Here is a 24,172-nt window from a genome sequence, read left to right as displayed (position 1 = left end):
GCCTGCCCGGATGAGCGCACGCCTCCCGGGCCGGCTGACCGCACCGGAGCCAGGCTGGACCACCCGCGCGGACGTCGTCGTGATCGGCTCCGGCATCGCCGGGCTGACCGCGGCGCTCCGGATCCACGCGGCCGACCGCAGCCTGAAGCTGCTCGTGGTCACCAAGGACGTGCTCAACGCGGGCTCGACGCAGTGGGCGCAGGGCGGGATCGCGGCCGCGCTCGGGCCGGGCGACACCCCCGAGCAGCACCTCACCGACACCCTGGTGGCCGGCGCCGGCGCGTGCGACGTGGACGCGGTGCGGGTGCTGGTGACCGAGGGGCCCGACGCCGTGCGCGAGCTGATCGCGCTCGGGACCGAGTTCGACCACCACGACGGCGAGCTGTCGCTGACCCGCGAGGGCGGCCACCACCGCGACCGCATCGCCCACGCCGGCGGGGACGCGACCGGAGCCGAGATCCAGCGGTCCCTCATCGCCGCCGTCGAGCGGGCGCCCGAGATCGAGGTCATCCAGCACGCCCTCGCCGTCGACCTGCTGCCGGCGGCGGACGGCGGTGTCGCCGGTGTGACCCTGCACGTGCTCGGCGAGGGGCAGCGCGACGGCGTCGGCGCGGCCCACTGCCGAGCGATCGTGCTGGCCAGCGGCGGCCTCGGGCAGGTGTTCTCCCAGTCCACCAACCCCAGCGTCTCGACCGGCGACGGGATGGCGGTCGCGCTGCGCGCCGGGGCCACCCTGCGCGACCTCGAGTTCGTGCAGTTCCACCCGACGGTGATGTACCTCGGACCCGACTCCCAGGGCCAGCAGCCCCTCATCTCCGAGGCCGTCCGCGGCGAGGGCGCCTTCCTCGTCGACTTCGAGGGCAACCGGTTCATGCAGGGCCAGCACGAGCTCGCCGACCTCGCGCCGCGCGACGTCGTCGCCAAGGCGATCACCCGCCGGATGCTGGAGACGGGCCGCGCGCACATGTGGCTCGACGCCCGACACCTGGGCGCGGAGTTCTGGGGGCGACGCTTCCCGACGATCCTCGCCGTCTGCCGCGAGCACGGCGTCGACCCGGTCACCGAGCTGATCCCCGTCGCCCCCGCCCAGCACTACGCCTCGGGTGGCGTCGCCACCGACCTCGACGGCCGCTCCGGCGTGCCCGGGCTCTACGCCACCGGCGAGGTCGCCTGCAGCGGCGTGCACGGCGCCAACCGGCTCGCCTCCAACTCGCTGCTCGAGGGACTGGTCTTCTCGCGGCGGATCGCGCAGGTGCTCCCCGGCGAGCTGCGGCCCTGGGCCGAGCCGGTGGACGACCGGCGCCCGGCGGGCCTCGTCGACTGGTCGGCGCGACCCGACCTCCAGGCGACCATGACCACCCGCGTCGGCGTGCTCCGGTCCGCCGAGGGCATCGGGGAGGCGCTCGCCTGGCTCGGCGCGCAGCCCACCGACAACCCCACCGACGACCCCACGGTCCCCGGGGTCGACGGCTGGGAGACGACCAACCTGCACGTCATCAGCACCGCCCTCGCCGCCGCGGCGCTGCGTCGCGAGGAGACGCGCGGGTCCCATTGGCGCGAGGACTTCCCCGAGCGCGACGACCGCACGCAGGCCGGCCACATCGACACCCGCCTCGTCGACGGGCGCCTCGAGCAGGAGTTCCACCCCGCACCCTCCACCGACCCGTCCACGGGAGCCTTGTCGTGACCTTCACGCCGTACGCCGCACTGCCGACCGACCTCGTCGACGAGATCGCCGGGGCCGGGCTCGACCCGGAGGCCATTTACGCCGACATCGCTCGTGCCCTCGGGGAGGACCTCCCGGGCGGCAGCGTCGACACGACCAGTGCGGCCACGATCCCCCTCGAGGCACGCGGCCGGGCCGACTTCGCGGCACGGGAGCCGGGCGTCGTGGCCGGGCTCGGGGTCGCCGAGATGGTGTTCCGATACGTCATGGGCAACGACGTCCAGGTGAGCGACCGGCTGCCCGACGGCACATCCGTCGCGGCCGGCGACGTGGTCCTGCGCGTCGCCGGCCCGACCCGCGGCCTGCTCACCGCCGAGCGCACCGCCCTCAACGTCGCCAGCCACCTCTCCGGCGTCGCGACGGCGACCTCGCACTGGGTGGCGGCGCTCGAGGGCACGAACGCCCGCGTGCTCGACACCCGCAAGACGCTGCCGGGCTGGCGGGCGCTGCAGAAGTACGCCGTCCGCTGCGGTGGCGGCGTCAACCACCGCTTCAGCCTCTCCGACATGGCGATGGTCAAGGACAACCACGTCATCGCGGCCGGGGGAGTCGTGCCGGCGTTCGAGGCGGTGCGCGCGGCCTACCCCGACCTCCCGATCGAGGTCGAGGTCACCGACCTCGACCAGCTCCGCGAGCTGCTCGACGCCGGCTGCGATCGGATCCTGCTCGACAACATGTCGACCGCCCTGATGGCCCAGGCGGTCGGGATCACCGCCGGCCGTGCCGTCCTCGAGGCATCCGGTGGTCTCACGCTCGAACGCGCCCGCGAGGTGGGCGCGACCGGCGTCGACTTCATCTCGGTCGGCGCGCTGACCCACTCGGTGAAGGTGTTCGACATCGGGATGGACCTGGTGGACGAATGACCCTCCTCGCCGCCGACATCAGCAACTCCGACACGGTCCTGGGACTGCTGGACGGCCCGGAGGTCGTGGCCCACTGGCGCGTCTCCACCGACGAGCGGCGTACGGCGGACGAGTGGGCGGTGCTCGTGCGCGGACTGCTCGTCGAGGCGGGTCGAGAGGTCGATGCCATGGCGGTGTGCTCGACCGTTCCCGCGGTCCTCCAGGAATGGCGTGACATGCTCGCGCGCCATTTCGGCGACATTCGCAGCGTCGTCGTCGAGCCAGGCGTGCGCACCGGGATCTCGGTGCTGATGGACAATCCGCGCGAGGTCGGAACGGATCGCATCATCAATGCACTCGCCGCCGCCCGCGAATTCGGCGGTCCGGCCATCGTCGTCGATTTCGGTGGCACCGCCACGACGTTCGACGTCATCAACGCGGCCGGCCACTACATCGGCGGTGCGATCGCCCCCGGCATCGAGATCTCCCTCGAGGCGCTCGGGCGTCGCGGCGCCCAGCTGCGCAAGGTCGAGCTCCAGCGACCCCGCGCGGCGATCGCGAAGAACACCGTCGAGGCGCTGCAGAGCGGGCTGCTCTTCGGCGTCGCCGCCCAGGTCGACGGAATGGTCGCGCGGATGATCTCCGAGCTCGATGCCGAGAAGTCGACGGTGAATGTCATTTCCACGGGCCATCTCGCACCGCTGGTGCGAGACGAATGCGCGTCATTCACCGCCCATTCCCCGTGGCTCGCCCTCCACGGCCTGCGCCTGGTCTTCGAACGCAATTCCTGATCCCGCTCGCGTCGTCTTGCCCCGGAGAACGCATGGGGTATTTACTTGATCCGCAATTGCATAAAACCCCGCGAATTCAATTGAGGAAATACCCATGGCACAAAAGGTCAACATCGTCCTCGTCGACGACCTCGACGGGACCGAGGCCGACGAGACCGTCACGTTCGGTCTCGACGGCACGACGTACGAGATCGATCTCACCGACGCCAACGCCGCCGCCCTGCGCGACGCGCTGAGTGGCTACGTCGGGCACGCCCGCAAGGTCACCGGTGGTGGCCGCCGGGCCACGCGCAAGTCCGCCGGCTCCGCTTCCGCCGGTGGCTCCAACACCAAGGACGTGCGCGAGTGGGCCAAGAGCCAAGGCATGGAGGTCTCCGAGCGGGGTCGCATCTCCGCCGACGTCCAGCAGGCCTACGACGCCGCCCACTGACGCCCGTTCCGTGCGTACGCCGCCGTGCCCTGTCACAGGGCGCGTCGGCGTACGCGCGTCGGACCGGAGGTCGCGCTGTTCGCTGTCAGCGGACGCCCTCGAAGTGACCCTGGGAACACGTAGGGTGGACCCGGGCGTTGAGCCCGGTGTCCGCAGCTGGTTCGTGGACGCACAGACGTAGAGGAGCGCACATGTTCGAGCGGTTCACCGACCGAGCCCGGCGAGTTGTCGTGCTGGCCCAAGAAGAGGCCCGCATGCTCTCCCACAACTACATCGGGACCGAGCACATCCTGCTCGGCCTCATCCACGAGGGCGAGGGCGTCGCCGCCAAGGCCCTCGAGTCCCTCGACATCTCCCTGGAGGCCGTGCGCGCCCAGGTCGAGGAGATCATCGGCCAGGGCCAGCAGGCGCCCTCCGGCCACATCCCGTTCACGCCGCGCGCCAAGAAGGTGCTCGAGCTGTCCCTGCGCGAGGCGCTGCAGCTCGGCCACTCCTACATCGGGACCGAGCACATCCTGCTCGGCCTGATCCGCGAGGGCGAGGGCGTCGCCGCCCAGGTGCTGCAGAAGCTCGGCGCCGACCTCAACCGGGTGCGCCAGCAGGTCATCCAGCTGCTCTCGGGCTTCCAGGGCAAGGAGTCGGCCGCGTCCGGCGCGGCCGCGAGCGGTGCCGGTGCCGAGGCGCCGTCGAGCTCGCTGGTCCTCGACCAGTTCGGCCGCAACCTCACCCAGGCCGCCCGCGAGGGCAAGCTCGACCCGGTCATCGGGCGCGAGCAGGAGATCGAGCGGGTCATGCAGATCCTCTCGCGGCGCACGAAGAACAACCCCGTCCTCATCGGTGAGCCCGGCGTCGGCAAGACGACCATCGTCGAGGGCCTGGCCCAGGACATCGTCAAGGGCAACGTGCCCGAGACGCTCAAGGACAAGCACATCTACACCCTCGACCTGGGTGCGCTCGTCGCCGGCTCGCGCTACCGCGGTGACTTCGAGGAGCGCCTGAAGAAGGTGCTCAAGGAGATCCGCACCCGCGGCGACATCGTGCTGTTCATCGACGAGATCCACACCCTCGTCGGCGCCGGCGCGGCCGAGGGCGCGATCGACGCGGCCTCGATCCTCAAGCCGATGCTCGCCCGCGGCGAGCTCCAGACGATCGGTGCGACCACCCTCGACGAATACCGCAAGTACCTCGAGAAGGACGCCGCGCTCGAGCGCCGCTTCCAGCCGATCCAGGTCGCCGAGCCGTCGATCGCCCACACGATCGAGATGCTCAAGGGCCTGCGCGACCGCTACGAGGCGCACCACCGCGTGACCATCACCGACGAGGCGCTGGTCTCCGCGGCGACGCTGGCCGACCGCTACATCTCCGACCGGTTCCTGCCGGACAAGGCGATCGACCTCATCGACGAGGCCGGCTCGCGCCTGCGCATCCGCCGGATGACGGCCCCGGCCGACCTGCGGGAGTACGACGACAAGATCGCCGACGTGCGCCAGCGCAAGGAGGGCGCGATCGACGGTCAGGACTTCGAGGCCGCCGCGCGACTGCGCGACGAGGAGAAGCAGCTCATCGCCCGCAAGGCCGAGCGCGAGACCCAGTGGCGCTCGGGCGACATGGACGAGGTCGCCGAGGTCGACGAGGAGATCATCGCCGAGGTGCTCGCCGTCGCGACCGGCATCCCGATCGTGAAGCTCTCCGAGGAGGAGTCGGGTCGACTGCTCAAGATGGAGGACGAGCTGCACAAGCGCGTCATCGGCCAGGAGGAGGCCGTCAAGGCCCTCTCGCGCGCCATCCGCCGTACCCGTGCCGGCCTCAAGGACCCCAAGCGTCCCGGCGGCTCGTTCATCTTCGCCGGCCCGTCCGGTGTGGGAAAGACGTGGCTGTCCAAGACCCTCGCGGACTTCCTGTTCGGTGACGAGGACTCGCTGATCCAGCTCGACATGAGCGAGTTCAGCGAGAAGCACACGGTCTCGCGGCTCTTCGGCTCGCCCCCCGGCTACGTCGGCTACGAGGAGGGCGGCCAGCTCACCGAGAAGGTGCGCCGCAAGCCGTTCTCCGTGGTGCTCTTCGACGAGGTCGAGAAGGCCCACCCCGACATCTTCAACAGCCTGTTGCAGATCCTCGAGGAAGGTCGCCTGACCGACTCGCAGGGCCGGGTGGTCGACTTCAAGAACACCGTCATCATCATGACCACCAACCTCGGCACCAAGGACATCGCGAAGGGCCAGAACCTCGGCTTCCAGCAGATGGGCGACACGGCCGGGTCCTACGAGCGGATGAAGACCAAGGTCGGCGAGGAGCTCAAGCAGCACTTCCGCCCCGAGTTCCTCAACCGTGTCGACGAGATCATCGTCTTCCCGCCGCTGTCGCAGGAGCAGATCGTCGCGATGGTCGACAACATGATCGCGGGCGTCGAGCTGAGGCTCAAGGACCGCGACATGCAGCTCGAGCTGACCCAGTCGGCCAAGAACCTCCTGGCCGAGCGGGGCTTCGACCCGGTGCTGGGTGCGCGTCCGCTGCGTCGCACGATCCAGCGCGAGATCGAGGACACGATGGCCGAGAAGATGCTCTTCGGCGAGATCGGCCCCGGCCAGATCGTGCTGGTCGACGTCGAGGGCGAGGGCGCCGAGGCGACCTTCACCTTCAAGGGCCAGAAGGTCTCGGCGCTGCCCGACCTGCCGCCGTTCGAGACCGCCGACGTGATGGGTGAGTCCGAGGCGCCGATCGAGGGCCCCGACGACTCCGCCGGCCCGATCGACGTGGAGAAGTCCACCGACTGATCCGCACGCACCACCCCCGGAGCCCCCGGCCGTCACGGCCGGGGGCTCCGGTGCATTTCTGGTGGGGGTCTGGGTAGTTAAGTGAGAGTTCGTCGGATATCAGCCCGAGAACGACAAACCCTCACTTAACTACCCCGACGCGACGACGGGGTTCAGGAGGGCAGGGCGTACGCCGACGGGCCGGCGGCCACCACCAGCCGATCGGCGACGAGGGCGGCCAGGCAGCGCTCGCGCTGCTCGGCGTCGGGCCACACCGCCTCGATGCTCGAGCGGTGGACCGCGCCGTCGGCGTCGCGGAGCACGGCCATGATCCGGCCGCGGCACTGGCGGTCGGTGCCGTCCCACGCCTGCCCCCGCCGCGGCGGACCGTCGTGGGCCGGGCGGCCGGCGGCCAGCCACGCGCACCGTTCCGCGATCGGGCAGGCGTCGCACCGCGGGTCACGGGCCGTGCAGACCAGGGCGCCGAGCTCCATCACGGCGACCGCCCAGGTCGCGGCGATCGCGTCGTCGCTCGGCAGCAGGTCGGTGGCGATGTCGCGCTCCGCTCGGGTCACCGACGCCGGAGGGAACTCCGTCCCGACGACCGCCCGGGCGAACACCCGCCGCACGTTGGTGTCGAGCACGACGTGCCGCCGGCCGAACGCGAAGCTGGCGATCGCGGCCGCGGTGTAGTCGCCGATCCCGGGCAGCGCCAGCAGGTCGCCGTACGCCGCCGGCACCTCGCCCCCGTGCTGCTCGACGATCGCCGTGGCGGCCGCGTGCAGGCGCAGCGCGCGCCGCGGGTAGCCGAGCCGCCCCCACATGCGCACCGCCTCGCCGGTGGACTCCGCGGCCAGGTCGGCCGGCGTCGGCCAGCGCTCCATCCACGCGGCGTGCACCGGCAGCACGCGAGCGACCGGCGTCTGCTGGAGCATGAACTCCGAGACCATCACCGACCAGGCCGACGCCGTCGCCGATCGCCACGGCAGGTCACGCGCGTGCTCGTCGTACCACCCGAGCACGGGGTCGTGGAGGTCGCTCATCGGCTCAGATCCTAGGGGCCACGGTGTGGCAGCCGGGACGGCGGCGGCGCGCCTCCTACGGTTGGGGCCATGCCGTCCTCACCCCTGCAACCGCGCGGCCCGCTGCCGGCGCGCGTCTACTGGACGCGCCGCCTGGTCCTGCTGGGACTGGCGCTGGTGCTGGTGTTCGGACTGGCGCGGGTGCTGGGCGGGTCGAGCGACGGCGCCGACCCCGCGGGCGACAAGGCGATCACCGCCGGGCAGACGACCACGACGACGCCGACCGACGCGGCGACCACCGATCCGGTGAAGCCCAAGCGCAAGAAGAAGAAGCAGACGCCGACCGAGCCACCCCTGGCCGAGCCGACCGGCGCATGCGTGAGCAGCGACATCGTGGTGACGCCGGTGGTCGCCGAGGCGCAGGGCGGGGTGGACGTCCCCGTCACGCTCAACCTGCGTACGGCGCAGACCCCCGCCTGCACGTGGACCGTGTCGCCGGAGACGCTGACCGTGTCGATCACCTCGGGCGAGGACGCGATCTGGTCGACGCGCGAGTGCCCCGCGGCCATCCCGGCGCAGGACGTGGTCGTCCGGCAGGCCGTCGACGCCCCCATCGTGCTGACCTGGAACGCCAAGCGCTCCGACGAGGACTGCTCCGACTACACCGAGTGGGCGCGCCTCGGCTTCTACCACGTGGAGGCGGCCGCCCTCGGTGGCGAGCCGACCGACATCCAGTTCGAGCTGGTCCGCCCCGCGAGTGCGGTCATCACCAAGACGATCACGCCGAAGCCGACGCCCACCGGGAAGGGCAAGGGCGGCAAGAACAAGCAGCCCGACACCGAGCACACGCCCGGCGAGCAGGGGACCGGCAACTCCGAGGGCTGACCGGCCGGTCCGGCGCGCCGCGCCGGGGGCGGTGCGTGAGCCACGTTCCTGCGTCGCGGAAGGTCGCTGTGTCACCGCTCGTGCGGCGACACGCCCGGCGCCGTACCGGCAGCGGTGAGTCACCGACAGTTTCGACCGAGAAAAGGTGGCTCACGCACCGCTCGCACGGCGACACGCCCGCGCCGTACCGGCAGCGGTGACTCACCTACAGTCTCGACCGAGAAAAGGTGGCTCACGCACCGCTCGGACGGCGACACGCCCGCGCCGTACCGGCAGCGGTGAGCCACCTACAGTCTCGAGCGAGAAAAGGTGGCTCACGCACCGCTCGTACGGCGACGCGCCTACGACACGCCCGCGCCGAGCTCGTCGCCGCGCGGCTCAGATGTAGCGCTCGGTGATGCTCGACTCCGCGAGCCGGGAGAGACCCTCGCGCACGCTGCGGGCGCGGAGCTCGCCGACGCCGTCGACGGCCTGGAGGTCGTCGATGCCGGCGGACAGCAGCTGCTGGAGCCCGCCGAAGTGCTCGACCAGCCGGTCGACCACGGGGGCGGGGAGGCGGGGGACCTTGGCGAGGAGGCGGTAGCCGCGGGGGGCGACGGCCCCGTCGAGGAGCTCGCCGGTGCCGAGCCCGAGCACGCCGGCGACGGCGCCCGGGTCGACGAGCTCGGTGGGGGAGAGGTTGGCGAGGTCGGCCAGCAGCGTCTCCGTGCTGGTCTTGCGGCGCTTGCCGGTCGGGAGGTAGTCGCGCACGACCAGCTCTCGCTCGGCGTCGACGCCGGTGATCAGCTCCTCGAGCTGGAGCGTCAGGAGCCGGCCGTCGGTGCCCAGCTCGAGGACGTAGTCGTCGATCTCGCTGGCGATCCGGGCGACCATCTCCAGCCGCTGCGCCACCACTGCGACGTCGCGGACGGTGACGAGGTCCTCGATCTCGAGGGCCGACAACGTCGCGGAGACCTCGTCGAGGCGCAGCTTGTAGCGCTCCAGCGTGGCGAGCGCCTGGTTGGCCCGGGCCAGGATCTTGCCGGAGTCCTCGAGGACGTGGCGGATGTCGCCGACGTACGCCGCGATGATCTGCATCGACTGCGACACCGAGATCACCGGGAACCCGGTCTGGCGGGCCACCCGGTCGGCGGTGCGGTGCCGGGTGCCGGTCTCCTCGGAGGGGATCGTGTGGTCGGGCATCAGGTGGACCGCGGCGCGGTGGATCCGTGAGACGTCCTTGTCGAGGATGATCGCGCCGTCCATCTTGGCGAGCTCGCGCAGGCCGGTGGCGGTGAAGGGGACGTCGAGGGTGAAGCCGCCCGTCGCGATCGACTCGACCGTCTTGTCCATGCCGAGCACGATCAACGCGCCGGTGCGACCGCGGAGGATCCGCTCGAGGCCGTCGCGCAGGGCGGTGCCTGGGGCGATCTCGGCCAGCGTGGCGCGCAGACGCAGGGCGTCGCCCATTCGCTCTGCCACCCGTGGTCCTCCCATGTCGTGCGCCGGTTGCGCGCGCGCCAGTCTAGGGGACCGGCACCGCGCCCATCACCGCTTCAGGACCTGCACGGCCTGCAGTGCGGAGAAGACCGTGCTGACGTCGAGGACGTGCATCCCGTCGACGTTGCGGCCCCGGGGCGATTCGGGCGCCCCGGGCTCGCTCGGCACGATCGCCATCCGGAAGCCGAGCCGTGCCGCCTCGGCGAGCCGCTGGGGCAGGTCGCGCACCCGCCGGAGCTCGCCCGCCAGGCCGATCTCGCCCATCGCGACGATCCCCTTGGGAGGCGCGGCCCCGCTGGTCGAGCTGGCGATGGCGACGGCGATGGCCAGGTCGGCGGCCGGCTCGGTGATGCGGGCGCCCCCGACGGTGGAGGCGAAGACGTCGTGCTGGTGGAGCCGGATGCCGGCGTGCTGCTGGAGCACCGCGAGGATCATCGCCACCCGCGAGCCGTCGATGCCCGACGTGGTGCGGCGCGGACGCTCGAGCAGGGACGGCGTCACGAGCGCCTGCACCTCCGCGAGCATCGGGCGCCGACCCTCCATCGTCACCGCGACGCAGGTGCCGGGCACCTGGGACGAGTGGTGCTCGACGAACAGCCCGGTCGGGTCGGTGACCGCGCGGATGCCCTCGGAGGACAGGTCGAAGCAGCCGACCTCGTCGATCGGCCCGAAGCGGTTCTTCATCGCCCGCACCATTCGGAAGCGCGAGTTGCGGTCGCCCTCGAAGTGCAGCACCACGTCGACGAGGTGCTCGAGCACCCGCGGGCCGGCGATGGAGCCGTCCTTGGTCACGTGGCCGACGATCACCGTGGTGATGTTGCGGGTCTTGGCCACCCGGACCAGCGCGGCTGCGACCTCCTTGACCTGGGTGACGCCCCCGGGCACGCCCTCGATCCCGCTGGCCCCGATCGTCTGGACCGAGTCGATGACCAGCAGCGTCGGGCGCACCTGCTCGATGTGCGTCAGCACGGCGCCGAGGTCGGTCTCGGCCGCGAGGAAGAGCTCGTCGTGCACGCCGCCGGTGCGGTCGGCGCGGAGCCGCACCTGCGAGGCCGACTCCTCGCCGGTGACGTAGAGCGTGCGGGTGCGCACGCGTGCCGTCTGGGCGGCGACCTCGAGCAGCAGCGTGCTCTTGCCGACGCCGGGCTCGCCGGCCAGCAGGATCGCCGCGCCCGGGACCAGGCCGCCGCCCAGCACCCGGTCGAGCTCGGGGACACCGCTGGTGCGGAAGGTCGAGTCCTCCACCGAGACCTGGCCGATCGGCACGGCCGGCGTCGTCACCGGCGACGCGGCGGCACGCAGGGTCGGGGCAGCGGCCTCGGCGACCGAGCCCCAGGCCTGGCACTCGCCGCACCGGCCGACCCACTTGGTCGTCTCCCAGCCGCACTCGGTGCAGCGGAAGGCGGACTTCACCTTGGCTGGCTTGCTCATGCGCGTACTCGCTTCGCTCCGTGCGCGCACGAGGCTCGTCGTGCGCTGTGTCGTCTGACTCGCTCGCTTCGCTCGCTCACGCGCCTACTCGCTTCGCTCCGTGCGCGCACGAGGCTCGTCGTGCGCTGTGTCGTCTGACTCGCTCGCTTCGCTTGCTCATGCGCGGGGCTCCATGCGCAGAAAGGTAGGCGACGGCACCGACAACGCGACGTACGCCACGGTGCCGACCCCCGCCCGGACCCGGCGGTTATGCTGCCGGTGGATTGGAACGATCAAGGAGCCAGCCATGTCGCGCACGGAGTCACGGGGGACGGGATTCATCCCGGTCTCACCGCCGACGCTCGCCGACGTCGCCGAGCGCGCCGGGGTCTCCCGGCAGACGGTCTCCAACGCGGTCAACAACCCCGATCTGCTGCGCCCCGGCACCCTGGAGCGGGTGCGCGAGGCGATCGAGGAGATGGGCTACTCGCCCAACCGCGCGGCGCGCAACCTGCGCACCCGCAGCTCGCAGCTGATCGGCCTGCGCGTGCTGCCCGCGCAGGAGGGCACCGCCAACGCGATGATGGACCGCTTCGTGCACACCCTCGTCGACACCTCGGCCGAGGCGGGCTACCACGTGCTCCTCTTCGCCGGCGACAACGACGACCCCGTCGGCGGCTACGACCACCTGCTGCGGGCCACCGCCGTCGACGCCTTCGTCGTCACCGACACCTACCTCGGCAACCCGCAGGCCGCCTGGCTCACCGAGCAGCGTGCGCCCTTCGTCGCGTTCGGCCGACCCTGGGACCAGCCGCAGGCCACCCACCCGTGGGTCGACGTGGACGGCGCCGCCGGCACCCGCCTGGCCACCGAGCACCTCATCGAGAAGGGCCACACCCGCATCGCGTGGATCGGCTGGCGCAAGGACTCGCCCATCGGCGAGGACCGTCGCGCGGGCTGGCTCGGCGCGATGCACGACGCCGGCCACCCCACCACCGGCCTCGCGTCCCGCGTCGAGGACACCGTCCAGAGCGGCGCCGAGGCCGCGGCCGTGCTGCTCGACGAGTCCGCGCCGACCGCGTTCGTCTGCGCCTCCGACACCCTCGCGATGGGGGTGCTGCACACGCTGTGGATCCGCCAGCTCGCGCCCGGCCGCGACATCGCGGTGGTCGGCTTCGACGACTCCCAGGTCGCCCAGGTCTTCCCGGTCGGCCTCACCTCGGTGCGCCAGCCGCTCGAGGACGTCGCCGTCGCCATCGTGCGCGCGCTCGAGTCGCTCCTCGGCCACGTGCACGAGCCCAATCCCGGCGTCCTGCTGACGCCCACCCTCGCCGTACGCGAATCGAGCTGACCCCGACGTCAACCGACGGCGACGCCGCAGCGTCCCCACTCACAGAGATCCCCGAACCGAGGAGACCCTGTGGCCAGACGTGACGACGACTTCGTCGCCTTCGTCGACGCGCGATCCGTCGCCCTGCTCCGCACCGCCCGCCTGCTCTGCGCGGGCGACCTGCACGCGGCCGAGGACCTGGTGCAGACGGCGCTGGAGAAGGCGTACGTCGCGTGGCCCCGCATCAAGCGTCGCGAGGCCCAGGAGGCCTACGTCCGCTCGATCATGACCCGGTCGGCGATCGACCGGACACGTCGCCGCCAGCGTCGGGGCGAGGTGGTCACCGACGACGTGCCCGAGACGCCCGTCGTCCACGCCGGACCCGAGGAGCGCGACGAGGTGTGGGCCCTGCTCGCCTCGCTCTCCCCACGCCAGCGCGCCGTGCTCGTGCTGCGCTACTACGAGGACCAGTCGGAGGCGCAGATCGCCGAGGCCCTCGGCTGCAGCGCCGGCACCGTCAAGGCCCACGCCTCCCGCGGGGTCGCCCTCATGCGCGAGCTGCTCGCCTCCTCGACAGGACCGATCCGATGACCGACACCCAGATCCGTGACCGCCTGCGCGGGGCCGTCGACGACACGACCGCACCTCCTGCCTTCGCCCACGTCGTGCTGACGCGCGGTCGGGCCAGGAGACGTCGCCGGTACGCCGCGGGCGCACTCGTCGCGGCGGCGGCGATCGTCGCCGCCGCGACCGTCGTCCCCGCTGGCGGCCCGCTCGCCCGCGACGGCGAGCCGGCCTCGACGTACGACGACGCGTCCGCGCGGCTGGCGTGGGCGCGCTCGCTGCCGGCCGGTCCGGTGCCCGGGCTGCCGTTCTTCGGCGACGACGGGCTCCACGCGGGCGAGGCGCTCGTCCCCCTGCCCGCCTCGGTCAACCGGACCGTCCCGCCCCGCACGGTCCGCGACGGCTGGCTGGTCGTCGTGGGCCAGCGCGAGGACGAGCTGGCCTGGGCGGTGCTGGCCGCGGACGGCGCACTCGAGCCGCTGCCCGAGGAGACCTGGGCCGGGGGACTGGGCGACGTGCGCGCGGTCGTCGCGCCGGACGGAGGGCGGGTCGCCCTCGGCCGGTGGATGGTCGACCTGGCCACGATGGCGGCCACCCCGGTGCCGCACGTGCCCGGGTCGGACGTGCAGAAGGGCTATTACACGCAGGTGCGGATGGTCGGCTTCACCGCCGAGGGGCTGGTCTACGAGGCCGCCCCGTTCCACCAGGGGATCGGGACCACGTGGCTCCTGCGGGACGACGGGTCGACCGTGCGGGTCGAGCCGCCGGGGGGCAGCCACGTGCGCGACGGCGGACCGGCCGACCTCGCCCTGCGCTTCGACTACGCCGACGACGACACGGACACCTGCGTCACCACCTTCCGCCTCGTCGGGTCGGTGTGGACCGGGCAGGGGAGCGGGTGCCTGGGGGGCTACCTCGGGGAGGCGCTCGCGGTCTCCGACGACGCCCGCTGGCTGGTCACCGACGACCTGCCCGAGGTCTGGGACCTCCGGGAGGGTCGCTTCGCGCGCGTCGACCTGCCTCGCGAGGTCGTCGAGGGATGGGGCGACGGCTGGATGGGCAGCCTCGTCTGGGAGGACGACGACAGCGTCCTGCTCCCGGTGTCCGACCCGGACGGTGAGGGCGCCACCGACGCGTTCGACCAGAGCGTGCAGGTCGTGCGCTGCACGCTGTCGACCGGGGCCTGCGAGCGGGCCGGCGACGAGCAGCACGTCGTCGTGAGGACGGACGGGATGAGCACCACCGGCGTCCGGTTCGCTCAGTAGCGGCGCCACCACACGTTGACGGCGTAGTCGACCTCGGTGCCGGAGTGGGACGCGATGATCTCGTCCGCCACCTCGGGCGCGAACTCGATCCGCACCACGGCCTCGAGGTCGTCGCGCGTCTCGAACGACCACCCCATGTCGACCGGGATCCGGCTCCAGCCGCGCACCGACCAGAAGCGCTCGACCTCGTCGGCCCGGACCTCCGGGTAGCCACGGCGGAACCACGCCCCGAAGGTCGAGCGCGACCCGTCGTTGTCGATCACGAACGCCGTCCCGCCGCGGGCCATCACCCGGTCGAGCTCGACCAGCCCGGGGTCGCAGCCCGGACCTAAGAAGTAGGCCCACCTCGCGTGCGCCACGTCGACGCTCGCGTCCGGGACGGGGAGCGCCTGCGCCGTACCCACCGCGACGGTCACGTTCGACGAGGATCGCGTGCGCCGCCGCGCCAGCGCCGCGAGGTCGGGGTGCGGTTCGACGCCGATCACGGAGGCGGCGCTCGCCGCCCAGCGCGGGAGGTGGAAGCCCGTGCCGCAGCCGATGTCGAGCATGCGCGCTCCGGACCACGAGGCGACGGACTCCATCGCCTGCTCGATCCGGCCGTGCGGGTCGGCGGCGCGGTTCTCGACCTCGTAGGTCGAGGGGTGGTGCCAGATGTTCGGCGAGGGCGTCGCGCCCACCCGACGCGGGGGCCGCGTCAAATGCGGACGAGGCCCGAGGGGGTCTGGAACTGCGCGGCGAGGATGCCGGGGGTGCCGTTGGGAGCGACCCACTCGACCTTGACGTCCTCGAGCGGCGCCTCGACGGTCTCGCCGAGCCACTCGCTCACGCGCTGCGGGTCGCCGGCGATCTCCAGCGTGGCGAGCGCGAAGTCGTCGGTGCCGCCCCGGCTGGGGTGCATCTCGACGGGGGACTCCCACTGGATGAAGAACGGCAGCTGCGGGTCGGCCATCAGCGCGTTGACGCCGATCTGCTGCCACAGCAGCTCCTCGCCGGTCGGCAGGTGCCGGTTGCCCTTGACGGCCTCGCGGCCGAGGCGGGTCTCGACCTCGGCGATGTCGTCGATCGCCACGACCCAGCCGAGCCAGCCGCCACCGGCGGTGGAGCGGGCGCGCACGGCCTGGCCGAAGGGCGCCTTGTCGCTGGCGGGGTGGTCGAGGACCTCGACGATCTCGAGGTAGGTGCCGCCCGCGAGCGGCAGAATCATGTTGCGGGTGCCGAAGCGGGGGTGGATCCCGCCGTCTGCGAAGTCCTTGCCGAGCAGCTCCCCGATGCGCCGGGCAGTGCTGGCGAGGCCGTCAGGTCCGGCTGCGAAAGAGAGGTGGTCCAGGCGCATGCAGGCATTCTCACTCGGGTATCCCCTGGCTCGCACACGGGGTCGGGTTCTCTTGACGTCGAGACTTCAGCGGGGATCGGCCGGGTGCAGGGCCAGCGCCGAGCGCGAGCGCACGTGCGCCTCGCAGTGGGTGACGAGCTCGGCGTAGCCCGCCGGCCCCATCAGCTCGGTCAGCTCGGCCTCGTGGGTGACGAACACCGGCTCGAGCGCGACGTGCGCCTCGGTGTTGCCCGAGCAGTACCAGTCGAGGTCGTGACCGCCCGGACCCCAGCCACGGCGGTCGTACTCGCCGATCGCCACCTCGGTGTAGGACGTGCCGTCCTGCCGCTCGACCTCGCGGAACGTGCGCCGGATCGGCAGCTGCCAGCAGACGTCGGGCTTGGTCTCCAGCGGGTTGCGGCCCTGCTCGAGCGCGAGCCCGTGCAGCGCGCACCCCGCGCCGGTGCTGAAGTCCGCGCGGTTGTGGAAGATGCAGGCGCTCTGGCCCTGGTGCTCGCGGGTGCGGGTCTTGCGCTCGCCGTCGTCGTCCTTCTCGACCCAGTCGCCCTTCCTCGGTGCGCGGCCGGGGTGGAACTGCCACTGCTCGGGCGTCAGCTCCGCGACGTACGCCGCGACGCGCGACTCGTCGTCCTTGTCGGCGAAGTGGGCCCCCAGCGTGCAGCACCCGGTGTCGGGGGCGTCGGCGTAGATGCCCTGGCAACCCTGGCCGAAGATGCACATGTAGCTCGAGGTCAGCCACGTCAGGTCGCAGCGGAAGACCTGGCTCACGTCGCCCGGGTCGGCGAACTCGACGAAGGCACGGGGGAAGACGAGATCCACTTCAGGCACCGCACGATCCTAGGTCCCTAGTAGATTCGGACACATGCGCCTGGGCGTCCTCGACATCGGCTCCAACACCGGCCACCTCCTCGTGGTCGATGCGCACGGTGGCGCGGCCCCGCTCCCGGCCTTCTCCCACAAGCAGCCGCTGCGCCTGGCCGAGCACCTCGACGAGCACGGCGCGGTCACCCAGGCCGGCATCGACGCGCTCACCCAGTTCTGCGCGTCGGCCGTGCAGGTCGCCGAGGACATGGGCTGCGCCGACATGCTCGGCTTCGCGACGTCCGCGGTGCGCGACTCCGTCAACTCCGACGACGTCCTCGAGCACGTCAAGCGGGTCGCGGGCGTCGACCTGGCCGTGCTGTCGGGGGAGGACGAGGCCCGGCTGACCTTCCTCGCCGTACGCCGCTGGTTCGGCTGGTCCGCCGGCCGGCTGGCGGTCTTCGACATCGGCGGCGGCTCGCTGGAGATCGCGGGCGGCTCGGACGAGGCCCCGGACGTGGCCTGGTCGCTGCCGCTCGGCGCGGCCCGGCTCGCGCGGGCGTGGTTCGGCGGCGACAAGCCCGACGACGAGGCCGTGCGCCAGCTCCGCCGCCAGATCCGCGCCGACATCGCCTCGGACGCCGGACACCTGCTGCGCCCCGGCGTGCCCGACCGGGCGGCCGCGACCTCCAAGACCTTCCGCTCGCTGGCCCGCATCTGCGGCGCCGCCCCGAGCGGCGACGGCGCACTGGTCCCGCGGACGCTCGAGCGCGAGACCCTCGCGGGCTGGATCCCGAAGCTGATCGCGCTCGGTCCCGACGACCTCGCCTCACTGCCCGGCGTCTCGCCCAGCCGCACCCACCAGATCGTGCCGGGCGCCCTCGTCGCGGAGGCGTGCATGGACATCTTCGACCTGCCGGCCCTGGAGATCTGCCCGTGGGCGTTGCGTGAGGGCGTCATCCTCGAGCGCCTCGACCAGATCTCGGTGCTGAGCCTCCCGTGACCCTGATCGCCCTCTCGACCGCGTCGACCTACCCGGAGTCGACCGCCCACGCGTTCGGCTACGCCGCCCAGGTGGGCTACGACGCCGTCGAGGTGATGGTCGGCATCGACGCGCTGTCGCAGCAGACCTCCGCCATCAAGCAGCTGATCGAGCACCACGAGATGCCGGTCTGCGCGATCCACTCACCGTGCCTGCTCTGGACGCAGCGGGTCTGGGGCACCGAACCGTGGGGCAAGCTCGAGCGCTCGGCCGAGCTCGCGTCCGAGGTCGGCGCCGACGTGGTCGTGGTCCACCCGCCGTTCCGCTGGCAGAAGGACTATGCGGCCGGCTTCGTCGAGGGCATCGCCGCGCTCGAGTCGTCGACCGGGATCGCGTTCGCCGTCGAGAACATGTACCCGTGGCGCGCCTCCTCGCGCCGCGGCATGGAGATGTACCTCCCGAGCTGGGACCCCGCCGACCACGACTACGCCAACACCACCATCGACCTGTCGCACGCTGCGATCGCGCAGGCGGACGTGGTCGCGATGGCCGACCGTCTCGGTGACCGGCTGCGTCACGTCCACCTCACCGACGGCAGCGGCTCCGCGAAGGACGAGCACCTCGTCCCCGGTCGCGGTGCGATGGGCGCGGCCGCGTTCCTCGCCCACATCGCCGAGCAGGGCTTCGGGGGCCACATCGTGCTCGAGATCAACACCCGCAAGTGCTCCGACCGCCAGGAGCGGATCGCCGACCTGGCCGAGTCGCTCGCCTTCGCGCGCCAGCACTTCGCCGTACGCGCGAGCTGAGGTCCGGCTGATGGCAGGCACCGCCCGCGGGCGCCGACCCGGCGCGCCCGACACCCGCGCCTCCGTGCTGGACGCGGCCCGCGCGTCCTTCGCCGAGCACGGCTTCCGGGGTACGACGATCCGCGCCGTCGCGTCGCGGGCCGGCGTCGACCCGGCGCTGGTGCACCACTACTTCGGCAGCAAGGACGACCTGTTCCTCGCCGCGATGCAGCTGCCCGTCGACCCACGTGCGGTCGTCGCGCACGTGACCGAGGGGCCGCTCGACGAGGTCGCCGCCCGGTTCCTCACCGCGTTCCTCGGCGTGTGGGACGACCCCGAGATCCGGCCGGCGCTGCTCACCGTCGCCCGCAGCATGGTCGAGCCCGGCAACGACCGGCTGATGTCCGAGGGGTTCTTGCCGGTGGTCATCCAGCCGATCGGGGCGCGACTCGGACTCGACCGCTCCGAGCACCGGATGACGCTGGTCGCCAGCCAGGTGATGGGGCTGATCCTGATGCGCTACGTCCTGCGCGTCGAGCCGCTCGCGTCGCTGTCGAGCGAGGACGTGGTCGCGACGTACGCCCCGACGCTCCAGCGCTACCTCACCGGCGAGCTGCCCTGACCCCTCGTCCGGTTTCCGTGCACGAACATCCACGAATCGGATGATGCGGCGGCCCCCCGCGCGAGAGGACAGTTCGAGGTGTCCGTTCCACTCGGGAGGTAGCCACATGGGGCCGCAGGATCGACCGACGCGGCACGGCCGCGAGTCGTTCTTCATCGAGGGCGAGGGGGTCGTCGGCCAGCCGGCCGACGCGGGCGACGGCCTGACGCCCCGGGCCGGCGTCACGGCCCGCAGCGGGGTCGCGCTCCGGGCCGCGCCCACCTTCCGGTTCTCCCGGATCGGCCCCAAGGGCAAGAAGCTCCCCGACCCGCTCCTGCGCGGGGTCGCCGAGGCGATGACGCGCGGCGCCAACCGCGACGACAACATCCCGGCCGGCTTCACCTACCTCGGGCAGTTCGTCGACCACGACCTCACCTTCGACAAGACCCTCGTCGCGTTCGGCGATCAAGTCTCGCCGGCCGACCTCGCGCAGGGCCGCTCGCCGACGCTCGACCTCGACAGCCTGTACGGCGCGGGCCCGCTCGATCCCGTCTCGAGCGAGTTCTACGAGGCGGACAAGGCGCGGCTCAAGGTCGGCAAGACCACGAAGATCGGCAGCGACATCGCCCGCGTCGGCTTCGACGTGCCCCGCGTCGGCACGGGCAACGCCGCCGCGAAGCGCACGGCGAAGATCCCCGACCTCCGCAACGACGAGAACCTCGCGGTGGCCCAGCACCACGCCGCGATGATCCGCTTCCACAACCGTGTGGTCGCCACCCTCGGGGCCGGTGTGCCGGCGGCCGAGAAGTTCGAGCGGGCGCGTCGGCGCGTGGTCCTCCACTACCAGTGGATGCTCAAGACCGACTACCTGCCGAGGGTCTGCGAGGGGTCAGTGGTGACCGACGTCTTCACCGCGGGCCGCAAGGTCGTGGAGCCGGGCGCCGACCCCTTCTCGATGCCGCGGATGCCGGTCGAGTTCTCGATCGGCGCCTTCCGGCTCGGGCACTCGATGGTGCGCGAGTCCTACGCATGGAACGCGGTCTTCCCGAGCGGTGCCGGCGCACTCGAGCTGCTCTTCACGTTCTCCGGCACCAGCGGCGACCTCGGCGGCGACCCGACCCTGCCGAGCAACTGGATCGCGGACTGGCGACGGCTCTACCGCTTCGCGCAGATCGGCCGCCCCGACCTCAAGCCGCCGCGTGGTGAGTTCAACGTCGCCCGCCGCCTCGACACCCGGCTGGTGGACCCGCTGTCGGTGCTCCCGATCGGCTCCTTCGGCGGGGTGCAGGGCGACGCGTTCACCATCCGCGCCAACCTCGCCTTCCGCAACCTGGTCCGAGCCGGCATGGTCCGGCTGGCCAGCGGTCAGCAGATGGCCGCGCTGCTGCGCAGCAAGGGCGTGCCGGTGACGACGCTGACGAAGGCGCAGCTGCGCGACGGGTCCGGCGGGGCCGACCTGTCGGGCCTCACCACCGCCCAGCTGGACGCGTTCCTGGCCGACACCCCGCTGTGGTTCTACTGCCTGCGCGAGGCCGAGCTCAACGGTGGCCGGCTCACCGGCGTCGGCGCGCGGATCGTGGTCGAGACGTTCCACCGGGCGATCGAGGCGAGCGTCCACTCCATTGTGAGGAGCCCGGAGTTCCGCCCCGACCTGGGCGCCGTCGCCGGCCGCTTCCGGATGGCCGACCTGTTGCTGTTCTCCTTCGAGGGAAAGGAGAACCTCCTGGCTCCGCTTGGAGACTGACGACCTCCCCCCGGTCGTCAGTCGAGGAGAGGTGATGTCCATGGGAGCGAGCGGCTGGGATCCCCCCTATTCCGGTCCGCGACCTCCCATGGACATCCCTCCTTGACCCGCGCCGTGTCCCAGGCGCACAATTCAACGCATGATGAATAACGTCATCGCGATCGTCGACCTCCGCGTCGTGCGCGGCACCCGCGAGGTGCTCCCCGGCATCACCCTCGACGTCGGCCCCGGCGTCACCGGACTCCTCGGCCCCAGCGGCTGCGGCAAGTCCACGCTCATGCGCTCGGTCGTCGGCGTGCAGGAGGTCCGCTCCGGGACCGTCGAGATCCTCGGTCGGCCCGCCGGCTCGAAGGCGCTGCGCGACCGCGTCGGCTACGTGACGCAGACCGCCAGCGTGTACGACGACCTGTCGGTCGCCGAGAACCTGCGCTTCTTCGCCCGGGTGCTCGGGGTCCGCGACCTCGACCGCGCCTGCGAGGCGGCCATCGCCTCCGTCGACCTCGACGACCACCGCGACCAGGTCGTCGGCGACCTCAGCGGCGGGCAGCGCTCACGCGCCAGCCTGGCGGTCGCCCTGCTCGGTGCGCCCGACGTGCTCGTCCTCGACGAGCCGACCGTCGGCCTCGACCCCGTGCTGCGCCGCGACCTGTGGGCGCTCTTCCACCGGCTCGCCGACGACGGGACGGCCGTGCTCGTCTCCAGCCACGTCATGGACGAGGCTGAGCGCTGCGACCGGCTGCTGCTGATGCGCGAGGGTCGGATCATCGCCCACGGGACCCCGGCCGTGATCCGCGGCGACGCCCGCGACATCGAGGACGCGTTCCTGCGCCTCGTCGAGAACGAGGCCGTCGCATGAGATCCACCCGACGACCTTCTTCTCCTCGGCTGCGCTGCCCCGAACAACGCCGCGGGGGCCCCGCATGAGCCCCACGAGGACCCTCGCCGTCGCCGGCCGGGTGCTGACCCAGGTCCGCCGCGACCGCCGTACCCTCGTCATGCTGCTGGTGCTGCCCTGCGCGCTCATCACCCTGCTGTGGTGGATGTTCGCGGACCTGCCGGGGAACGCCTTCGACCGCCTGGGGCCGGGGCTGCTGGCGATCTTCCCGTTCATCGTGATGTTCCTCGTCACCAGCGTCACTACCCTGCGCGAGCGCAGCAGCGGCACCCTCGAGCGGCTGCTCGCGATGCCGCTCGGCAGGCTCGACTTCCTGCTCGGCTACGCCGTGGCGTTCGGGATCATCGCCGCCCTCCAGTCGGCGCTCGCCGTGGCGGTCAGCGTCGGCCTGCTCGGCCTCGACGTCAACGGACCCGTCTGGCTGCTCGGGGTCGTGGCCGTGGTCGACGCCGTCCTCGGCACCGCGCTCGGGCTCTTCGTCAGCGCCTTCGCCGCGACCGAGTTCCAGGCCGTCCAGTTCATGCCGCTGGTCGTCGTCCCGCAGATCCTGCTCTGCGGCCTGTTCGTCGCGCGCGACGCCCTCCCGCCGGTGCTCGAGGTCATCAGCAACGCGCTCCCGCTGTCCTACGCCGTCGACGCGATGCAGGAGCTCGTGGGCGCCGCCGACCAGTCGGCGGTGTGGGGTGACGTGTCCGTGGTGCTCGGGTTCGCCGTCGCCGGGCTGGCGCTGGGAGCCGCGACCCTGCGGCGACGTACGGCGTAGCCTGTCGGCATGTCCTTGCTGCGCCAACCGATCCTCCTGCTCGCCAAGAGCGAGGCCGTCAAGAAGCTCGTCAGCACCATGCCCGTCTCGTCCGGGATCGTGACCAGCTACGTCCCCGGGGAGACCACCGAGTCTGCGGTCACGGCGACCGCGGGGCTGGTCGACGACGGTCTCCACGTCACCCTCGACTTCCTCGGTGAGGACACCCTCGACGCCGCGCAGGCGGACGCCACGGTGGCGGCCTACAAGGAGGTGCTCGCCGAGCTCGCGCGGCGCGGGCTGGCCGGCCGGGCCGAGGTCAGCGTCAAGCTGTCGGCCGTCGGGCAGGCCCTCCCCGACAACGGCGAGAAGATCGCGCTGGAGAACGCGCGCGACATCTGCCGGGCCGCGCGCAACGCCGGCACCACGGTCACCCTCGACATGGAGGACCACACCACCACCGACTCGACGCTGTCGATCCTGCGCGAGCTCCGCAAGGACTTCCCCGAGACCGGCGCCGTCCTCCAGGCCATGCTCCACCGCACCGAGGCCGACGCCCGCACGCTCGCCTACGAGGGCTCGCGCGTGCGGCTGTGCAAGGGCGCCTACCACGAGCCCGAGTCCGTCGCCTTCCAGGACAAGCTCGACATCGACAAGTCCTACGTCCGCTGCCTCAAGGTGCTGCTGGGCGGCCAGGGCTACCCGATGGTCGCCAGCCACGACCCCCGGATGATCCAGATCGCGGCGTCGCTGGCCAGCCGCTACGGCCGCCGCGCCGGCACCTACGAGTTCCAGATGCTCTACGGCATCCGCCCCGAGGAGCAGAAGCGCCTGGCGGCGGCCGGCGAGACCGTGCGGGTCTACATCCCCTACGGACAGGAGTGGTACGGCTACCTCATGAGACGTCTCGCCGAACGCCCGCAGAACCTGTCATTCTTCGTGCGCTCACTCGTCTCCAAGAAGTAGGCAGCCATGTCGTCCAGCGGAGGTCAGACCGCCATCATCGGTGCCGGCGTGATGGGGGAGACCCTGCTCTCCGGCCTCGTCCGCGCCGGCCGTCGCGTCGACCGGCTGCTGGTCGGCGAGAAGCGACCCGAGCGCGCTCGCGAGCTCGAGGAGAGGTACGGCGTCGCTGCGGTCTCCAACGTCGAGGCGGCCACCAAGGCCGACACCGTCGCGCTGGTGGTCAAGCCCCAGGACATGGCCGCCGTGCTCGACGAGATCGCGCACGTGCTGCGACCCGGCCAGCTCGTCGTCAGCCTCGCCGCCGGCATCACCACCGCGTTCATCGAGTCGCGCGTGCCCGAGGGCGTCGCCGTCGTCCGGGTCATGCCCAACACCCCGGCGCTCGTCGACGAGGGGATGGCTGCCATCTCGCCCGGCTCCCACTGCGACGACGTGCACCTCGCCGAGGCGGAGTCGCTGCTGTCCTCGACCGGCCGAGTCGTGCGCGTGCCCGAGAAGCAGCAGGACGCCGTGACCGCGATCAGCGGCTCGGGTCCGGCCTACATCTTCTTCGTCGTCGAGTCGATGATCGAGGCCGGCGTCCACCTCGGCCTGCCGCGCGCCACCGCCACCGAGCTGGTCATCCAGACGCTCTACGGCTCGGCCACGATGCTCCGTGAGACCGGCACCCACCCGGTCGTGCTCCGCGAGCAGGTCACCTCGCCGGGCGGCACCACCGCCTCGGCCCTGCGCGAGCTCGAGAGCCACAAGGTCCGTGCCGCTTTCCTGGCGGCCATGGAGGCCGCGCGCGACCGCTCGCGCCAGCTCGCCGAAGGATCCTGACGCT

General features: G+C 72.1%; 23 protein-coding genes. 17 read left to right on the top strand and 6 right to left on the bottom strand.

The genetic code is table 11. The annotated features are described in order from the left end of the window. Window positions 1-10: 10 nt before the first annotated feature. The 5 genes from C7S10_RS03140 to C7S10_RS03120 all read left to right on the top strand — a co-directional run bounded on the left by C7S10_RS03140 (window position 11) and on the right by C7S10_RS03120 (window position 6,563). Entirely contained in the window at window positions 11-1,687 is a 1,677-nt protein-coding gene (locus tag C7S10_RS03140) for an L-aspartate oxidase (RefSeq protein ID WP_108342916.1), read from the top strand. Beyond that, entirely contained in the window at window positions 1,684-2,589 is a 906-nt protein-coding gene (gene nadC / locus C7S10_RS03135; RefSeq protein ID WP_108342915.1) for a carboxylating nicotinate-nucleotide diphosphorylase, read from the top strand. Before C7S10_RS03140 ends, nadC begins: the two co-directional genes overlap by 4 nt. After that, window positions 2,586-3,359 carry a type III pantothenate kinase gene (locus C7S10_RS03130; RefSeq protein ID WP_108342914.1) on the top strand — a complete coding sequence of 258 codons (774 nt, stop codon included), beginning with the start codon at window positions 2,586-2,588 and terminating at the stop codon, window positions 3,357-3,359. Before nadC ends, C7S10_RS03130 begins: the two co-directional genes overlap by 4 nt. A 94-nt stretch (window positions 3,360-3,453) precedes the next feature. After that, window positions 3,454-3,789, top strand: coding sequence for a histone-like nucleoid-structuring protein Lsr2 (locus C7S10_RS03125; RefSeq protein WP_108342913.1), 336 nt, complete (start codon window positions 3,454-3,456; stop codon window positions 3,787-3,789). A gap of 191 nt (window positions 3,790-3,980) precedes the next feature. After that, window positions 3,981-6,563: an ATP-dependent Clp protease ATP-binding subunit gene (locus tag C7S10_RS03120; RefSeq protein ID WP_108342912.1), complete on the top strand. Its 2,583-nt coding sequence runs from the start codon at window positions 3,981-3,983 to the stop codon at window positions 6,561-6,563. A gap of 152 nt (window positions 6,564-6,715) precedes the next feature. On the opposite strand, the gene C7S10_RS03115 is transcribed toward C7S10_RS03120, so the two are convergent. Beyond that, window positions 6,716-7,585 (bottom strand): HhH-GPD family protein, encoded by an 870-nt coding sequence (locus tag C7S10_RS03115; protein WP_108342911.1) that lies wholly within the window; start codon window positions 7,583-7,585, stop codon window positions 6,716-6,718. A gap of 69 nt (window positions 7,586-7,654) precedes the next feature. Between C7S10_RS03115 and C7S10_RS03110 the strand changes: the two genes are divergently transcribed. After that, window positions 7,655-8,449, top strand: a complete 795-nt coding sequence (locus tag C7S10_RS03110) for a hypothetical protein (protein WP_108342910.1) — start codon at window positions 7,655-7,657, stop codon at window positions 8,447-8,449. A gap of 378 nt (window positions 8,450-8,827) precedes the next feature. Here C7S10_RS03110 and disA read toward each other — a convergent pair whose 3' ends face one another. Next, window positions 8,828-9,898 (bottom strand): DNA integrity scanning diadenylate cyclase DisA, encoded by a 1,071-nt coding sequence (disA, locus tag C7S10_RS03105; protein ID WP_243395217.1) that lies wholly within the window; start codon window positions 9,896-9,898, stop codon window positions 8,828-8,830. A gap of 78 nt (window positions 9,899-9,976) precedes the next feature. Beyond that, on the bottom strand, window positions 9,977-11,359 hold the full coding sequence (radA, locus tag C7S10_RS03100; protein WP_108342908.1) for a DNA repair protein RadA: 1,383 nt from the start codon (window positions 11,357-11,359) through the stop codon (window positions 9,977-9,979). Window positions 11,360-11,645: 286 nt separating this feature from the next. Here radA and C7S10_RS03095 point away from each other — a divergent pair, with 286 nt between their 5' ends. The 3 genes from C7S10_RS03095 to C7S10_RS03085 all read left to right on the top strand — a co-directional run bounded on the left by C7S10_RS03095 (window position 11,646) and on the right by C7S10_RS03085 (window position 14,497). After that, window positions 11,646-12,689: a LacI family DNA-binding transcriptional regulator gene (locus C7S10_RS03095; RefSeq protein ID WP_108342907.1), complete on the top strand. Its 1,044-nt coding sequence runs from the start codon at window positions 11,646-11,648 to the stop codon at window positions 12,687-12,689. A gap of 69 nt (window positions 12,690-12,758) precedes the next feature. After that, a complete protein-coding gene (locus C7S10_RS03090) occupies window positions 12,759-13,259 on the top strand; it encodes a SigE family RNA polymerase sigma factor (RefSeq protein ID WP_108342906.1) in 501 nt (166 codons plus the stop codon). Further along, window positions 13,256-14,497: a hypothetical protein gene (locus C7S10_RS03085; protein ID WP_108342905.1), complete on the top strand. Its 1,242-nt coding sequence runs from the start codon at window positions 13,256-13,258 to the stop codon at window positions 14,495-14,497. Before C7S10_RS03090 ends, C7S10_RS03085 begins: the two co-directional genes overlap by 4 nt. On the opposite strand, the gene C7S10_RS03080 is transcribed toward C7S10_RS03085, so the two are convergent. From C7S10_RS03080 to C7S10_RS03070, 3 genes are all read right to left on the bottom strand, one after another. Further along, window positions 14,491-15,195, bottom strand: a complete 705-nt coding sequence (locus tag C7S10_RS03080; RefSeq protein WP_108342904.1) for a class I SAM-dependent methyltransferase — start codon at window positions 15,193-15,195, stop codon at window positions 14,491-14,493. The two genes, C7S10_RS03085 and C7S10_RS03080, sit on opposite strands and share 7 nt — an antisense overlap. Next, a complete protein-coding gene (locus C7S10_RS03075; protein ID WP_108342903.1) occupies window positions 15,192-15,830 on the bottom strand; it encodes a VOC family protein in 639 nt (212 codons plus the stop codon). Before C7S10_RS03075 ends, C7S10_RS03080 begins: the two co-directional genes overlap by 4 nt. A gap of 66 nt (window positions 15,831-15,896) precedes the next feature. Continuing rightward, on the bottom strand, window positions 15,897-16,658 hold the full coding sequence (locus C7S10_RS03070; RefSeq protein WP_108342902.1) for a DUF3109 family protein: 762 nt from the start codon (window positions 16,656-16,658) through the stop codon (window positions 15,897-15,899). A 34-nt stretch (window positions 16,659-16,692) separates the two neighbouring features. Between C7S10_RS03070 and C7S10_RS03065 the strand changes: the two genes are divergently transcribed. The 8 genes from C7S10_RS03065 (at window position 16,693) to proC (ending at window position 24,168) form a co-directional block, all read left to right on the top strand. Next, window positions 16,693-17,634 carry a Ppx/GppA family phosphatase gene (locus C7S10_RS03065; protein ID WP_108342901.1) on the top strand — a complete coding sequence of 314 codons (942 nt, stop codon included), beginning with the start codon at window positions 16,693-16,695 and terminating at the stop codon, window positions 17,632-17,634. Continuing rightward, window positions 17,631-18,419 carry a sugar phosphate isomerase/epimerase family protein gene (locus C7S10_RS03060; protein WP_108342900.1) on the top strand — a complete coding sequence of 263 codons (789 nt, stop codon included), beginning with the start codon at window positions 17,631-17,633 and terminating at the stop codon, window positions 18,417-18,419. Before C7S10_RS03065 ends, C7S10_RS03060 begins: the two co-directional genes overlap by 4 nt. Before the next feature lie 10 nt (window positions 18,420-18,429). Further along, a complete protein-coding gene (locus C7S10_RS03055; protein WP_108342899.1) occupies window positions 18,430-19,020 on the top strand; it encodes a TetR/AcrR family transcriptional regulator in 591 nt (196 codons plus the stop codon). A 106-nt stretch (window positions 19,021-19,126) separates the two neighbouring features. Then, on the top strand, window positions 19,127-20,743 hold the full coding sequence (locus C7S10_RS03050) for a peroxidase family protein (RefSeq protein WP_207769205.1): 1,617 nt from the start codon (window positions 19,127-19,129) through the stop codon (window positions 20,741-20,743). A gap of 139 nt (window positions 20,744-20,882) precedes the next feature. After that, on the top strand, window positions 20,883-21,599 hold the full coding sequence (locus C7S10_RS03045; RefSeq protein ID WP_108342897.1) for an ABC transporter ATP-binding protein: 717 nt from the start codon (window positions 20,883-20,885) through the stop codon (window positions 21,597-21,599). Window positions 21,600-21,663: 64 nt separating this feature from the next. After that, window positions 21,664-22,401: an ABC transporter permease gene (locus C7S10_RS03040; RefSeq protein ID WP_108342896.1), complete on the top strand. Its 738-nt coding sequence runs from the start codon at window positions 21,664-21,666 to the stop codon at window positions 22,399-22,401. Between the two features lie 9 nt (window positions 22,402-22,410). Next, the gene (locus tag C7S10_RS03035) at window positions 22,411-23,346 is read left to right on the top strand and encodes a proline dehydrogenase family protein (protein ID WP_243395169.1); all 936 of its coding nucleotides are present in this window, start codon (window positions 22,411-22,413) and stop codon (window positions 23,344-23,346) included. 6 nt (window positions 23,347-23,352) lie between these two features. Beyond that, on the top strand, window positions 23,353-24,168 hold the full coding sequence (gene proC, locus C7S10_RS03030) for a pyrroline-5-carboxylate reductase (RefSeq protein WP_108342895.1): 816 nt from the start codon (window positions 23,353-23,355) through the stop codon (window positions 24,166-24,168). Window positions 24,169-24,172 lie beyond the last annotated feature (4 nt).

It is taken from the genome of Nocardioides currus (genome assembly GCF_003057875.1).
GTDB lineage: Bacteria > Actinomycetota > Actinomycetes > Propionibacteriales > Nocardioidaceae > Nocardioides > Nocardioides currus.
This window is presented reverse-complemented; position numbering and strand designations above follow the sequence as displayed.

Bases quoted from the DNA above. Each gene is read 5' to 3' on its own strand.
- C7S10_RS03140 (WP_108342916.1), top strand. From the start codon at position 11: ATGAGCGCACGCCTCCCGGGCCGGCTGACCGCACCGGAGCCAGGCTGG.
- C7S10_RS03130 (WP_108342914.1), top strand. From the start codon at position 2,586: ATGACCCTCCTCGCCGCCGACATCAGCAACTCCGACACGGTCCTGGGA.
- C7S10_RS03125 (WP_108342913.1), top strand. From the start codon at position 3,454: ATGGCACAAAAGGTCAACATCGTCCTCGTCGACGACCTCGACGGGACC.
- C7S10_RS03120 (WP_108342912.1), top strand. From the start codon at position 3,981: ATGTTCGAGCGGTTCACCGACCGAGCCCGGCGAGTTGTCGTGCTGGCC.
- C7S10_RS03115 (WP_108342911.1), bottom strand. From the start codon at position 7,585: ATGAGCGACCTCCACGACCCCGTGCTCGGGTGGTACGACGAGCACGCG.
- C7S10_RS03110 (WP_108342910.1), top strand. From the start codon at position 7,655: ATGCCGTCCTCACCCCTGCAACCGCGCGGCCCGCTGCCGGCGCGCGTC.
- disA (WP_243395217.1), bottom strand. From the start codon at position 9,898: ATGGGCGACGCCCTGCGTCTGCGCGCCACGCTGGCCGAGATCGCCCCA.
- radA (WP_108342908.1), bottom strand. From the start codon at position 11,359: ATGAGCAAGCCAGCCAAGGTGAAGTCCGCCTTCCGCTGCACCGAGTGC.
- C7S10_RS03095 (WP_108342907.1), top strand. From the start codon at position 11,646: ATGTCGCGCACGGAGTCACGGGGGACGGGATTCATCCCGGTCTCACCG.
- C7S10_RS03085 (WP_108342905.1), top strand. From the start codon at position 13,256: ATGACCGACACCCAGATCCGTGACCGCCTGCGCGGGGCCGTCGACGAC.
- C7S10_RS03075 (WP_108342903.1), bottom strand. From the start codon at position 15,830: ATGCGCCTGGACCACCTCTCTTTCGCAGCCGGACCTGACGGCCTCGCC.
- C7S10_RS03065 (WP_108342901.1), top strand. From the start codon at position 16,693: ATGCGCCTGGGCGTCCTCGACATCGGCTCCAACACCGGCCACCTCCTC.
- C7S10_RS03055 (WP_108342899.1), top strand. From the start codon at position 18,430: ATGGCAGGCACCGCCCGCGGGCGCCGACCCGGCGCGCCCGACACCCGC.
- C7S10_RS03050 (WP_207769205.1), top strand. From the start codon at position 19,127: ATGGGGCCGCAGGATCGACCGACGCGGCACGGCCGCGAGTCGTTCTTC.
- C7S10_RS03045 (WP_108342897.1), top strand. From the start codon at position 20,883: ATGATGAATAACGTCATCGCGATCGTCGACCTCCGCGTCGTGCGCGGC.
- C7S10_RS03040 (WP_108342896.1), top strand. From the start codon at position 21,664: ATGAGCCCCACGAGGACCCTCGCCGTCGCCGGCCGGGTGCTGACCCAG.
- C7S10_RS03035 (WP_243395169.1), top strand. From the start codon at position 22,411: ATGTCCTTGCTGCGCCAACCGATCCTCCTGCTCGCCAAGAGCGAGGCC.
- proC (WP_108342895.1), top strand. From the start codon at position 23,353: ATGTCGTCCAGCGGAGGTCAGACCGCCATCATCGGTGCCGGCGTGATG.